The 12,815-nt window shown below is 71.4% G+C and carries 12 protein-coding genes; 10 read left to right on the top strand and 2 right to left on the bottom strand.

Annotated features, from left to right (window positions below; genetic code table 11):
* Nucleotides 1-35: 35 nt before the first annotated feature.
* From rpsK to glmM, 8 genes are all read left to right on the top strand, one after another.
* The gene (rpsK, locus tag ACFRMQ_RS07760; RefSeq protein WP_030232513.1) at nt 36-443 is read left to right on the top strand and encodes a 30S ribosomal protein S11; all 408 of its coding nucleotides are present in this window, start codon (nt 36-38) and stop codon (nt 441-443) included.
* Nucleotides 444-588: 145 nt separating this feature from the next.
* Nucleotides 589-1,611, top strand: coding sequence for a DNA-directed RNA polymerase subunit alpha (locus tag ACFRMQ_RS07755; protein WP_360349481.1), 1,023 nt, complete (start codon nt 589-591; stop codon nt 1,609-1,611).
* Nucleotides 1,612-1,738: 127 nt separating this feature from the next.
* Complete coding sequence (gene rplQ / locus ACFRMQ_RS07750; protein WP_380728072.1) at nt 1,739-2,206, top strand: 50S ribosomal protein L17; 468 nt, start codon at nt 1,739-1,741, stop codon at nt 2,204-2,206.
* Nucleotides 2,207-2,459: 253 nt separating this feature from the next.
* Nucleotides 2,460-3,371 carry a tRNA pseudouridine(38-40) synthase TruA gene (truA, locus tag ACFRMQ_RS07745; protein WP_380728069.1) on the top strand — a complete coding sequence of 304 codons (912 nt, stop codon included), beginning with the start codon at nt 2,460-2,462 and terminating at the stop codon, nt 3,369-3,371.
* 41 nt (nt 3,372-3,412) lie between these two features.
* Entirely contained in the window at nt 3,413-5,071 is a 1,659-nt protein-coding gene (locus ACFRMQ_RS07740; protein WP_380728067.1) for an ABC-F family ATP-binding cassette domain-containing protein, read from the top strand.
* Between the two features lie 231 nt (nt 5,072-5,302).
* Nucleotides 5,303-5,746: a 50S ribosomal protein L13 gene (gene rplM, locus ACFRMQ_RS07735; protein WP_030055846.1), complete on the top strand. Its 444-nt coding sequence runs from the start codon at nt 5,303-5,305 to the stop codon at nt 5,744-5,746.
* 45 nt (nt 5,747-5,791) lie between these two features.
* Nucleotides 5,792-6,292: a 30S ribosomal protein S9 gene (gene rpsI / locus ACFRMQ_RS07730; protein ID WP_380699615.1), complete on the top strand. Its 501-nt coding sequence runs from the start codon at nt 5,792-5,794 to the stop codon at nt 6,290-6,292.
* A 168-nt stretch (nt 6,293-6,460) separates the two neighbouring features.
* Complete coding sequence (gene glmM, locus ACFRMQ_RS07725; RefSeq protein WP_380728065.1) at nt 6,461-7,825, top strand: phosphoglucosamine mutase; 1,365 nt, start codon at nt 6,461-6,463, stop codon at nt 7,823-7,825.
* A 70-nt stretch (nt 7,826-7,895) separates the two neighbouring features.
* Here the strand turns inward: glmM and coaA are convergent, their stop codons facing one another.
* A complete protein-coding gene (gene coaA / locus ACFRMQ_RS07720; protein ID WP_380728063.1) occupies nt 7,896-8,891 on the bottom strand; it encodes a type I pantothenate kinase in 996 nt (331 codons plus the stop codon).
* A 99-nt stretch (nt 8,892-8,990) separates the two neighbouring features.
* Here coaA and glmS point away from each other — a divergent pair, with 99 nt between their 5' ends.
* Nucleotides 8,991-10,847: a glutamine--fructose-6-phosphate transaminase (isomerizing) gene (glmS, locus tag ACFRMQ_RS07715; RefSeq protein WP_380728060.1), complete on the top strand. Its 1,857-nt coding sequence runs from the start codon at nt 8,991-8,993 to the stop codon at nt 10,845-10,847.
* A 37-nt stretch (nt 10,848-10,884) separates the two neighbouring features.
* Here the strand turns inward: glmS and ACFRMQ_RS07710 are convergent, their stop codons facing one another.
* Entirely contained in the window at nt 10,885-11,433 is a 549-nt protein-coding gene (locus ACFRMQ_RS07710; RefSeq protein ID WP_380728107.1) for a Uma2 family endonuclease, read from the bottom strand.
* 180 nt (nt 11,434-11,613) lie between these two features.
* Between ACFRMQ_RS07710 and ACFRMQ_RS07705 the strand changes: the two genes are divergently transcribed.
* Nucleotides 11,614-12,815 (top strand): NAD(P)H-hydrate epimerase (locus ACFRMQ_RS07705; protein WP_380728058.1); only part of this gene is annotated, 1,202 nt, incomplete at its 3' end.

The following is a 12,815-nucleotide window of genomic DNA, read 5'->3' as shown; positions in this document are numbered from 1 at the left end:
CAGCGGACCGACCACCTCAGTAGGAGAACAGACTTATGCCCCCCAAGGGTCGTCAGGCTGCCGGCGCGAAGAAGATCCGCCGCAAGGAAAAGAAGAACGTCGCTCACGGCCACGCGCACATCAAGAGCACGTTCAACAACACCATCGTTTCGATCACCGACCCCGCGGGCAACGTGATCTCCTGGGCCTCCGCCGGCCACGTCGGCTTCAAGGGCTCGCGCAAGTCCACCCCGTTCGCCGCGCAGATGGCCGCCGAGGCCGCTGCCCGTCGCGCGCAGGAGCACGGCATGCGCAAGGTTGACGTCTTCGTGAAGGGTCCGGGCTCCGGCCGCGAGACCGCGATCCGTTCGCTCCAGGCCACCGGCCTGGAGGTCGGCTCGATCCAGGACGTCACCCCCACCCCGCACAACGGCTGCCGTCCGCCGAAGCGCCGCCGCGTCTGACGCAGCGCCTTCGGGCACGCGGGTTCTGCTGTAAACCTCGTACGGGCTCCCAGGTAGTGATCAGTCGCTGCTCGCGGGAGCCCGTACGCTTGGTCCTGTCGGCATCAAATAGTGGGTGCCGAAGACAACTGGAGGATTCACCCCCATGCTTATCGCTCAGCGTCCGTCGCTGACCGAAGAGGTCGTCGACGAGTTCCGCTCGCGGTTCGTGATCGAGCCGCTGGAGCCGGGCTTCGGCTACACCCTCGGCAACTCCCTGCGCCGCACGCTCCTGTCGTCGATCCCGGGTGCCGCTGTCACCAGCATCCGCGTCGACGGCGTCCTGCACGAGTTCACCACCGTGCCGGGCGTCAAGGAGGACGTGACCGACCTCATCCTCAACATCAAGCAGCTGGTCGTCTCCTCGGAGCACGACGAGCCGGTCGTGATGTACCTGCGCAAGCAGGGCCCGGGTGTCGTCACCGCCGCCGACATCGCCCCGCCGGCGGGTGTCGAGGTGCACAACCCCGAGCTGGTCCTCGCCACCCTGAACGGCAAGGGCAAGCTGGAGATGGAGCTGACCGTCGAGCGCGGTCGCGGCTACGTCTCCGCCGTCCAGAACAAGGCCTCCGGCCAGGAGATCGGCCGCATCCCGGTCGACTCGATCTACAGCCCCGTGCTGAAGGTCACCTACAAGGTCGAGGCCACCCGTGTCGAGCAGCGGACCGACTTCGACAAGCTGATCGTCGACGTCGAGACCAAGCCCGCCATGCGTCCGCGCGACGCCATGGCCTCGGCCGGCAAGACCCTGGTGGAGCTGTTCGGTCTCGCCCGCGAGCTGAACATCGACGCCGAGGGCATCGACATGGGCCCGTCCCCGACGGACGCCGCCCTGGCCGCCGACCTGGCGCTGCCGATCGAGGAGCTGGAGCTCACGGTCCGCTCCTACAACTGCCTCAAGCGCGAGGGCATCCACACCGTGGGTGAGCTCGTCGCCCGCTCCGAGGCCGACCTGCTCGACATCCGCAACTTCGGTGCGAAGTCGATCGACGAGGTCAAGGCGAAGCTGGCCGGCATGGGCCTGGCCCTCAAGGACAGCCCGCCCGGGTTCGACCCGACTGCCGCCGCCGACGCCTTCGGCGCCGACGACCTCGACGACTCGCACTTCGCCGAGACCGAGCAGTACTAAGAGAATTGGCCGCGGGGGCGGTTCCACGGAGCCGCCCCCGTCGTCCTGAAAGTCGTGCGGGCACTGTGTCCGTACGCCCGCTGCGGTACCTGGTACGGCCGCAGTCGGAGATTCGAGGAGTAATTCCATGCCGCGTCCCACCAAGGGTGCCCGCCTGGGCGGTGGCCCGCACCACGAGCCGCTGCTGCTCGCCGGCCTGTGCCGTGAGCTGTTCCAGTACGGCCGCATCACCACGACCGAGGCCAAGGCCCGTCGGATGCGCCCGCTGGCGGAGAAGCTGATCACCAAGGCGAAGAAGGGCGACATCCACAACCGTCGTCTGGTTCGCAAGACGATCACCGACATCGCCGTGCTGCACACCCTCTTCACCGAGATCGCGCCGCGCTACGAGAACCGCCCGGGTGGCTACACCCGCATCACCAAGATCGGTCCCCGTCGTGGCGACAACGCCCCGATGGCCGTGATCGAGCTGGTCGAGGCGCTGACCGTCGCGCAGACCGCCGTCGGCGAGGCCGAGGCCGCCACCAAGCGTGCCGTCAAGGAGGCCGACGCCAAGGTCGAGGCCACCGAGGCCGAGGCCACCGAGCAGGCCTGACACCTTTAGGGCCTGTCTTCGAACTCCCGTCGTTCGCCCTTAGGGCGGCGGGGCGGCGTTGGGGTGCGTGCATCGCAAGGCGGAGGAGGGCGCCACTGCGGAGCATTGGCAACCGACGACAACGCCGCGAGGTGCGTGCCCCGGCGTCGCCCCGCAGAGGCGAGTTCGAAGACAGGCCCAGGGTGTGCTGCGGGCCCGCTCTCCCATCCGTGGGGGAGCGGGCCCGTTCCTCATGTCCAGGGAGTGAAGAGCAGTGGTCAACGATTGCGCCGAGCAGCCGCCGGTGAAGGACGGCCCGGCCGACGGGTACGTCCGGGTCCGGCTCGACCTCGCCTACCAGGGCGCCGAGTTCTCCGGCTGGGCCCGCCAGAAGGGCGGCCGCCGGACGGTCCAGGAGGAGATCGAGACCGCGCTGCAGATCGTCACCCGCAGCTCCGAGCTGTTCCCGCTGACCGTGGCCGGCCGCACCGACGCCGGGGTGCACGCCCGCGGCCAGGTCGCCCACGTCGACCTGCCCGCCGAGCTGTGGGAGGCGCACCGGGAGAAGCTGCTGCGCCGGCTGGCCGGCCGGCTGCCCGGGGACGTCCGGATCTACCGGGTCGGCGAGGCGCCGGCCGGGTTCGACGCCCGCTTCTCGGCGATCTGGCGCCGGTACGCGTACCGGGTCGCCGACCACCCGGGCGGGGTGGACCCGCTGCTGCGCGGCCACGTGCTCTGGCACGACCGGCCGCTGGACGTGGAGAAGATGAACGCGGCGGCGAAGCTGCTGCTCGGCGAGCACGACTTCGCCGCGTACTGCAAGAAGCGCGAGGGCGCCACCACCATCCGCACCCTGCTGGAGCTGCGCTGGGACCGCGTCCCGGTGGACACCTACGCCGCCCAGGAGGGCTCGCTCGCGGTCGCCACCGTGCGGGCCGACGCCTTCTGCCACAACATGGTCCGGGCGCTGGTCGGCGCGATGCTGCTGGTCGGCGACGGGCACCGGCCGGTGGAGTTCCCCGGCGAGGTGCTGGCCGGCGGGGTGCGCAACTCCGCCGTCAACGTGATCCGGCCGTACGGGCTCACGCTGGAGGAGGTCGGCTACCCGCCGGACGACCAGCTGGCCGAGCGCAACCGGGCGGCCCGTCGGATGCGCACCCTGCCCGGGCAGCCGGCCGCCTCGTAATCCGTTTTGGTCCGGCGTGCGCCCTTGGGACAATCCCTCTCATGGGACACGTCGAGATTTCACACCTGGAGTACTACCTTCCTGACGGGCGGGTGCTGTTCGACGACGCGTCCTTCCGGGTCGGCGAGGGTGCCGCGGTCGCGCTGGTCGGCGCCAACGGCGCCGGCAAGACCACCCTGCTGAGGATGATCGCGGGGGACCTCCAGCCGCACGGCGGCTCGGTGACGATCAGCGGCGGGCTCGGCGTGATGCGCCAGTTCGTCGGCACCACCGGCCGCGAGGACCAGCAGTCCGCCCCGGGCGCGCTGCCGGCCGACGCCTCGGTCCGCGACCTGCTGGTCTCGGTCGCCCCGGAGCGGATCGCCAAGGCGGCCCGCGCGGTGGACGCCGCCGAGCTGGCGATGATCGCCCAGGACGACGAGAAGACCCAGATGGCCTACGCCCAGGCGCTCTCCGACTGGGCCGACGTCGGCGGCTACGACTACGAGACCGACTGGGACGTCTGCACCATGGCGGCCCTCGGGATGCCCTTCGACAAGGCCCAGTGGCGGGGCCTGAACACCCTCTCGGGCGGCGAGCAGAAGCGGCTGGTGCTGGAGGCGCTGCTGCGCGGCCCCGACGAGGTGCTGCTGCTCGACGAGCCCGACAACTACCTGGACGTCCCGGCCAAGCGCTGGCTGGAGGAGGCGATCAAGGCCACCTCCAAGACCGTGCTGTTCATCTCGCACGACCGCGAACTGCTCTCCAAGACCGCCAACAAGATCATCGCGGTGGAGACCGGCGCCACCGGCAGCAGCGTCTGGGTGCACGGCGGCGGTTTCGACACCTTCCACGAGGCCCGCAAGGCCCGCTTCGAGCGCTTCGAGGAGCTGCGCCGCCGCTGGGACGAGGAGCACGCCAAGCTCAAGAAGCTGGTCGTCACCCTGCGCCAGGCCGCCGCCGTCAGCCATGAGATGGCCTCCCGGTACGCCGCCGCCCAGACCAGGCTGAAGAAGTTCGAGGACGCCGGCCCGCCGGAGGCGCCGCCGCGCGAGCAGAGCATCAGCATGCGGCTCAAGGGCGGGCGCACCGGGGTGCGCGCCTTCACCCTGGAGCGGCTGGAGCTCACCGGCCTGATGCAGCCCTTCGACCTGGAGGTCTTCTACGGCGAGCGGGTCGCGGTGCTGGGTGCCAACGGCGCCGGCAAGTCGCACCTGCTGCGGCTGCTGGCCGGCGACGAGACGGTCGCCCACAGCGGGGACTGGAAGCTCGGCGCCCGGGTCGTGCCCGGCCACTTCCGGCAGACCCACGCCCACCCGGAGCTGTTCGGCCGCACCGTCAGGTCGATCGTCGAGGAGGAGCACGCGCTCAGCCGCGGCGCCGCGATGGGCGCGCTGCGCCGGTACGAGCTGGACCGCCAGGAGGAGCAGAAGTTCGAGTCGCTGTCCGGCGGGCAGCAGGCCCGGCTGATGATCCTCAAGCTCGAACTGTCCGGTGTGACGGCGCTGCTCCTCGACGAGCCCACCGACAACCTGGACCTGGAGAGCGCCGAGGCCCTCCAGGCCGGCCTGGAGGCCTTCGACGGAACCGTGCTGTGCGTCACCCACGACCGCTGGTTCGCCAAGACCTTCGACCGCTTCCTGGTGTTCGGCGCGGACGGCCGGGTGTTCGAGGCGCCGGAGCCGGTCTGGGACGTGACCCGGGTGGAGCGCGAACGGTGAGCGACGGCCGGAGGGGTCCCGGCGTTTTTTGACCCCTTCGGGCCGTGCCGGTAACCTGGACGCTTGATGTGCGTATTGGCTCGCTCTATCTCACGTGAGAGGTCGGTACGCCGGAGACATCAGGTCGTCGACCAGCGGTCATCCTTGAATTGCGTCCAAGGCTGGCCAGGCTGCTCTGCCGTCCGGGTGCTCCTGTCAGGACTCACTCACTGAAAAGCGAAGGCTACGACCGTGCGTACGTACAGCCCCAAGCCCGGCGACGTCCAGCGTCAGTGGCACGTCATCGACGCGACCGACGTCGTGCTCGGCCGCCTGGCCTCCCAGGCCGCCAACCTCCTCCGGGGCAAGCACAAGGCGATCTACGCGCCGCACGTTGACACTGGTGACTTCGTCATCATCATCAACGCCGACAAGGTGCACCTGTCCGGTAACAAGAAGACCCAGAAGCTGGCCTACCGCCACTCGGGCTTCCCGGGCGGTCTGCGCTCGGTGCGCTACGACGACCTGCTGGCGAACAACCCGGAGAAGGCCGTCGAGAAGGCCATCAAGGGCATGATCCCCAAGAACAGCCTGGGCCGCCAGATGCTCTCGAAGCTGAAGGTCTACTCGGGCGACCAGCACCCGCACGCTGCCCAGCAGCCGGTGCCGTTCGAGATCACCCAGGTCGCGCAGTAATTCGGCCACCAAGCCCCCCAACACTGAAAAGAGCTGAGGAACACCGTGGCCGAGACCACTGAAACCCTTGAGGTCGACTTCGACGAGACCGTCGAGGCCGAGTACACCTCCGAGGAGAGCTACACCTCCGAGTCCCTGGCCGGCCGCTTCGGCGAGGCCGTCCCGGGCGCCGGCCTTGGCCGCCGCAAGGAGGCGATCGCCCGCGTGCGCATCGTCCCCGGCACCGGCCAGTGGAAGATCAACGGCCGGACCCTTGAGGGCTACTTCCCCAACAAGGTGCACCAGCAGACCGTGAACGAGCCCTTCAAGCTCCTGGAGCTGGACGGCCGTTACGACGTCGTCGCCCGCATCAGCGGTGGCGGCGTCTCCGGTCAGGCCTACGCGCTGCGCCTCGGCGTCGCCCGTGCCCTGAACGAGGCCGACGTGGACAACAACCGCGGCGCCCTCAAGAAGGCCGGCTTCCTGACCCGTGACGCCCGCGCCGTCGAGCGCAAGAAGGCCGGTCTGAAGAAGGCCCGCAAGGCGCCGCAGTACAGCAAGCGCTAATCGCCTCCCCCGGGGGTGCGGTCCGCCCTGGCGGCGCACCCCCTGGTTGCGCGAAAACCGTCGCCCCGGAGTACCTCGAGTACTCCGGGGCGACGTGTTCCCCGGCTACTGTGCGGCGGCCGGGATCATCGGTTGGGTTCCGAGCAGTGGTGATGGAGGAACGGGACAGTGGGACGACTCTTCGGTACGGACGGCGTGCGCGGGGTGGCCAACGAGAGCCTGACGGCGGAGCTGGCGCTCGGCCTGTCGGTCGCGGCGGCCCATGTGCTCGGTGAGGCCGGCGCCTTCGACGGCCACCGGCCGGTCGCGGTCGTGGGCCGGGACCCGCGCGCCTCGGGCGAGTTCCTGGAGGCCGCCGTCATCGCCGGTCTGGCGAGTGCCGGTGTCGACGTCCTGCGCGTGGGCGTGCTGCCCACCCCGGCGGTGGCCTACCTCACCGGCGCGCTCGGCGCCGACTTCGGCGTGATGCTGTCCGCCAGCCACAACGCCATGCCGGACAACGGCATCAAGTTCCTCGCCCGCGGCGGCCACAAGCTGGACGACCGGATCGAGGACGCGATCGAGGCCCACTACCGCAAGCACACCGTCGGCGACGAGGACTGGAACCGTCCGACCGGCGCGGCCGTCGGCCGGGTGCGCGAGTACACCGAGGGCTTCGACAAGTACGTCGCCCACCTGATCGGCGTGCTGCCCAACCGCCTGGACGGCATCAAGGTCGTCATCGACGGCGCCCACGGCGCGGCCGCCTACGTCGCCCCCGAGGCCTTCGCCCGGGCCGGTGCCGAGGTGGTCCACACCCTGGGGGCCGAGCCCACCGGCCTCAACATCAACGACGGCGTCGGCTCCACCCACCTGGACCGGCTGCGGGTCGCGATGAAGGAGCACCGGGCCGACCTCGGCATCGCCCTGGACGGCGACGCCGACCGCTGCCTGGCCGCCGACGCCGAGGGCGACGAAGTGGACGGCGACCAGATCATCGCCATCCTCGCGGTCGCCATGAAGGAGGCCGGCACCCTGCGCCGCAACACCGCGGTGGCCACCGTGATGTCCAACCTCGGCTTCAAGCTGGCGATGGAGCGCGAGGGCATCGAGCTGGTGGAGACCGCCGTCGGCGACCGCTACGTGCTGGAGGCGATGAAGGAGCAGGGCTTCGCGCTGGGCGGCGAGCAGTCCGGCCACGTCATCCTGCTGGACCACGCCACCACCGGCGACGGCACCCTGACCGGCCTGATGCTGGGCGCCCGGCTGGCCGCCACCAAGCAGCCGCTGGCCGACCTGGCCACCGTGATGACCCGGCTGCCGCAGGTGCTGATCAACGTCAAGGGCGTCGACAAGTCCCGGGTGCGGACCAGCACCGAGCTGGCCGCCGCCGTCGCCGCGGCCGAGACCGAGCTGGGCTCGACCGGCCGGGTGCTGCTGCGCCCCTCGGGCACCGAGCCGCTGGTCCGGGTGATGGTCGAGGCCGCCGACCCGGCCCAGGCCGAGACGGTCGCCCAGCGGCTGGCCGAGGCGGTGCGCACCCACCTGGGCTGAGCCCGGACGCGCGGAAGGGCCCCCGCCGGTGCGGCGGGGGCCCTCTGACGTGCGGTCGGGGCGCGCGCGGTCAGAGCTTGCGCAGCAGCGCCCGGCGGACCTTGTGGTCCGCGCCCTTCTGGAGGATCAGGGTGGCCCGGCCGCGGGTCGGCAGCACGTTCTCCAGCAGGTTGGGCTTGTTGATGGTGCGCCAGACCTGCCGGCCGTACTCCATCGCCTCCTCCTCCGGCACCTCGGTGAAGCGGCGGAAGTAGGAGTTCGGGTCCTGGAAGGCGGTCTCCCGCAGCTTGCGGAAGCGGTCCAGGTACCAGTGCTCGATGTCGTCGGTCCGGGCGTCGACGTAGATCGAGAAGTCGAAGTAGTCGGCCACCGCGAGGCGGGTGCGGCCGTCGGTGCCGGGCAGGGCCGGCTGGAGCACGTTCAGGCCCTCGACGATCAGGATGTCCGGGCGCTCCACGGTCAGCCGCCGGTCCGGCACGATGTCGTACACCAGGTGCGAGTAGACCGGCGCGCTGACCCGGTCCTTGCCGGCCTTCACGTCCGCGACGAAGCGCATCAGCGCCCGGCGGTCGTACGACTCGGGGAAGCCCTTGCGGGCCATCAGGCCGCGGCGGCGCAGCTCGGCGTTGGGGAGCAGGAAGCCGTCCGTGGTGACCAGTTCGACCCGGGGGTGCTCGGGCCAGCGGGCGAGCAGCGCCTGCAGCAGCCGGGCGGTGGTGGACTTCCCGACCGCCACCGAGCCGGCCACGCCGATGATGAACGGGGTGCGGGTGCGCTCGGTGTCCGGCGTGTCCAGGAAGGTGCCCAGGGTGCCGCGCAGCTCGTGCGTGGCGTGGATGTACAGGTTCAGCAGCCGGGAGAGCGGGAGGTAGACGTCGCGGACCTCGTCCAGGTCGAGGGCGGTGCCCAGGCCGCGCAGCTGCTCCACCTCCTCGGCGGTCAGCGGCAGCGGCGTACGCTCGCGCAGCGCGCTCCACTCGGCCCGGCTGAGGTCCACGTAGGGCGACGGTGACGGGCCGGGCGTGGCGGCGCCCCGCGTACAGAGTTCGGTCAGCACATGCTCCATTGTGAGCCGTCACGGCGCTCACGGTGGTTGTGGTGTCGGTCACGCAGCGTTCCCGCGCGGCGGGGAAAGGGCCACAGAACCGCCCTTATGCTGGCACGCATGTGCGGAATTGTTGGATACGTGGGCGCTCAGTCCGCCCTCGACGTAGTAATCGCAGGCTTGCAGCGGCTGGAGTACCGGGGTTACGACTCGGCCGGTGTCGCGGTGCAGGTGCAGGACTCCGACGGGCAGTGGAGTCTGGCCACCGACAAGCGGGCGGGCAAGCTCGCCAATCTGGAGAAGTCGCTCGCCGAGACCCCTCTTCCCGGCGGCACCACCGGCATCGGCCACACCCGCTGGGCCACCCACGGCGGCCCGACGGACGCCAACGCCCACCCCCACCTGGACGACCACCAGCGGGTCGCGGTGGTGCACAACGGCATCATCGAGAACTTCGCCCAGCTGCGCGCCGAGATCGCCGAGCGCGGCCACACCCTCCGGTCCGAGACCGACACCGAGGTCGTCGCCCACCTGCTGGGCGAGGCCTACGCGGGCGACCTCGCCGAGGCCATGCGCGTGGTCTGCCGTCAGCTGGAGGGCGCCTTCACCCTGGTGGCCGTGCACGCCGACGCGCCGGACGTGGTCGTCGGTGCCCGGCGCAACTCGCCGCTGGTGGTCGGCCGCGGCGAGGGCGAGAACTTCCTCGCCTCGGACGTCGCCGCCTTCATCGCGCACACCCGCGAGGCGATCGAGCTGGGCCAGGACCAGGTGGTCGAGCTGCGCCGGGAGGGCGTGACCGTCACGAACTTCGACGGCACCCCGGCCGACGTGCGCGAGTACCACGTCGACTGGGACGCCTCGGCCGCCGAGAAGGGCGGCTACGACTACTTCATGCTCAAGGAGATCGCCGAGCAGCCGAAGGCCGTCGCCGACACCCTTCTCGGCCGGATCGGCACCGACGGCCGGCTGACCCTGGACGAGCTGCGGATCTCCGACGCCGACCTGCGCTCGGTGGACAAGGTCGTCATCGTCGCCTGCGGCACGGCCTTCCACGCCGGCATGATCGCCAAGTACGCGATCGAGCACTGGACCCGCATCCCCTGCGAGGTCGAGGTCGCCTCCGAGTTCCGCTACCGCGACCCGATCATGGGCCCGGGCACGCTGGTCATCGCCATCTCGCAGTCCGGTGAGACCATGGACACCCTGATGGCGCTGCGGCACGCCCGCGAGCAGGGCGCCAAGGTGCTGGCGATCTGCAACACCAACGGCTCCACCATCCCGCGCGAGTCGGACGCGGTGCTGTACACCCACGCCGGTCCGGAGGTCGCGGTCGCCTCGACCAAGGCGTTCCTGACCCAGCTGGTCGCCTGCTACCTGGTCGCCCTGTACCTGGGCCAGGTGCGCGGCACCAAGTGGGGCGACGAGATCTTCGCCGTCATCAAGGAGCTCGGCGACGCGCCGAAGCAGGTCGAGCAGGTCCTGGAGACCATGGAGCCGGTGCGCGAGCTGGCCCGCTCGCTGGCCGACGCCCGCTCGGTGCTGTTCCTCGGCCGTCACGTCGGCTTCCCGGTGGCCCTGGAGGGCGCGCTCAAGCTCAAGGAGCTGGCGTACATGCACGCCGAGGGCTTCGCGGCGGGCGAGCTCAAGCACGGCCCGATCGCGCTGATCGAGGAGGGGCTGCCGGTCGTGGTGGTCGTGCCCTCGCCGCGCGGACGGTCGATCCTGCACGACAAGATCGTCTCCAACATCCAGGAGATCCGGGCCCGCGGCGCCCGCACGATCGTGATCGCCGAGGAGGGCGACGAGGCCGTCGTCCCGTACGCGGACCACCTGATCCGCATCCCGGCCACCCCGGTCCTGCTCCAGCCGCTGGTCTCCACCGTCCCGCTTCAGGTCTTCGCCTGCGAGCTGGCCACGGCCAAGGGCCACGAGGTCGACCAGCCGCGCAACCTGGCGAAGTCGGTCACCGTCGAGTAGTCGCTCGGCCGCACGGCGCCCCTGCGGTGGCTGCGTCCTACCGCAGGGGCGCCGTGTCGAGCGTGAACGAGAACGGGGCGGGCAGGTCGATCGACTTGCCGAACTCGACCTTGGTCCGGGTGATGTAGTCCTCGCCGTCGGGTTCGGTGAACAGGGTGACCATGCCGTCGGTGCGGTCGATCAGCAGGTAGCAGGGGATTCCCGCAGCGGCGTAGCCCCTGCGCTTGGGCTCGCGGTCCTTGTGCGGATTGATCGAGGTGACCTCGAAGACGAGGAGGACACCGCCCGCCGGGGCCCAGGAATCCAAATGGTCGAACTGGTCGGCCGGGACGACTGTGCCGTCGGGGATGAACCGGCCTTTGGGAGTGATCAGGCCCTTGACGCCCGCGATGTCCAGATCGATCGCAGCATTCCGGAAGAACTGCTTGGCGAGCTTCGAGACCGTGCCCTCGTGCTGTCCGTCCGGTGGCGGTGCCACGACGATCTCCCCTTCGATGAGCTCGGCCTTGCTTCCCAGCGGGGTGTCCAGCTCCAGGAACGCCTGGAGAAGGCTGTCCTCGCCCAGCGGGTGCTCGACTGCCGGCATGGCGACCATGGCCCTTCTCCCTCCTGCTGGTCCGTGCCGAGCCACAAGGTAGGCGTACGGACCGACACCGGTGGGGGATCGAAGTGGTTGTCACTCGAAAGTGTGCCGCAGGCCCGGCTCCCGTGGGGCGGTGACGCGGGCTAGCGTCGGCGGTAGCCGACCGCTGAAGGAGCTCTCCCCATGCGTCATGCACACCCTGTGGAAACCGTCCGGGCCGCCGAGGCCGCGCTGATGGCGCGGCTGCCGGAGGGCACGCTGATGCGGCGGGCGGCCGCCGGGCTGGCGGCCACGTGCGCGCGGCTGCTGGCGCGGCGTCGGGGGCGGGTGTACGGCAGTCGGGTGGTGGTGCTCGCGGGCAGCGGGGACAACGGGGGTGACGCCCTGTACGCCGGCGCCGCGCTGGCCCGGCGCGGGGCACGGGTGACGGCGGTGCTGCTGACGCCGGGGAAGGCGCACCCCGGCGGGCTGGCCGCGCTGCGGGCGGCCGGCGGGCGGGTGACGGCGGAACAGGAAGTCGGCCTGGCCGACTTCTCGCGCGCGGACCTGGCACTGGACGGCATCGTCGGCATCGGCGGCCGGGGCGGGCTGCGCCCGGAGTCCGAGCCGTACGCGCGGGCCGGGCGGCCGGGGATCGTGGTGGCGGTCGACCTGCCGAGCGGGGTGGACGCCGACACCGGCGAGGTCCCGGGCGCGGCGCTGCGCGCGGACGTCACGGTCACCTTCGGCACGTACAAGCCCGGCCTGCTGGTCGACCCGGGCGCCTCGTACGCCGGTGTCGTGCAGCTGGTCGACATCGGGCTGGAGCCGCCCACGGCGGAGGTGACGGCGCTCCAGCACGCGGACGTGGCGGCGCTGCTGCCGGTCCCGGCCGCGGAGAGCGACAAGTACCGGCGCGGCGTGGTCGGGGTGGCGGCCGGTTCGGCGACGTACCCGGGCGCGGCGCTGCTGGCGGTGGCCGGGGCGCTGCACGGCGGCGCGGGCGCCGTCCGGTACGCGGGGACGGCCGCCGAGGAGGTGGTCCGGCGCTTCCCGGAGGCGCTGGTCACCGGGGGAGGACCGGCCGGGGCCGGGCGGGTGCAGGCCTGGGTGGTCGGGCCGGGCGGCGGCGAGGGGGCGCGGCAGGCGCTGGCCGAGGCGCTGGCGAGCGACGTCCCGGTGCTGGTGGACGCGGACGGGCTGACCGAGCTGGGCCGGCTGGGCCCGGACGCGCTGGCCGGCCGCACCGCGCCCACCCTGCTCACCCCGCACACCGGCGAGGCCGCCCGGCTGCTGGCGGGCGTCGAGGGCGGCACGCCGCCGGCCGCCGACGACCTGGCCGCGGCCCGGCTGGCCACCGCCCGCCGGCTGGCGGCCGGTTACCGGGCGACGGTGCTGCTCAAGGG

This window comes from Kitasatospora sp. NPDC056783 (assembly GCF_042789895.1).
Classification (GTDB): domain Bacteria; phylum Actinomycetota; class Actinomycetes; order Streptomycetales; family Streptomycetaceae; genus Kitasatospora.
Note: the sequence above shows the minus strand (reverse complement) of the source record. Positions and strands in the feature narration are given on the sequence as shown.

Coding starts and splice junctions, on each gene's coding strand:
- rpsK (WP_030232513.1), top strand. CDS start 36: ATGCCCCCCAAGGGTCGTCAGGCTGCCGGCGCGAAGAAGATCCGCCGC.
- ACFRMQ_RS07755 (WP_360349481.1), top strand. CDS start 589: ATGCTTATCGCTCAGCGTCCGTCGCTGACCGAAGAGGTCGTCGACGAG.
- rplQ (WP_380728072.1), top strand. CDS start 1,739: ATGCCGCGTCCCACCAAGGGTGCCCGCCTGGGCGGTGGCCCGCACCAC.
- ACFRMQ_RS07740 (WP_380728067.1), top strand. CDS start 3,413: ATGGGACACGTCGAGATTTCACACCTGGAGTACTACCTTCCTGACGGG.
- coaA (WP_380728063.1), bottom strand. CDS start 8,891: ATGGAGCATGTGCTGACCGAACTCTGTACGCGGGGCGCCGCCACGCCC.
- glmS (WP_380728060.1), top strand. CDS start 8,991: ATGTGCGGAATTGTTGGATACGTGGGCGCTCAGTCCGCCCTCGACGTA.
- ACFRMQ_RS07710 (WP_380728107.1), bottom strand. CDS start 11,433: ATGCCGGCAGTCGAGCACCCGCTGGGCGAGGACAGCCTTCTCCAGGCG.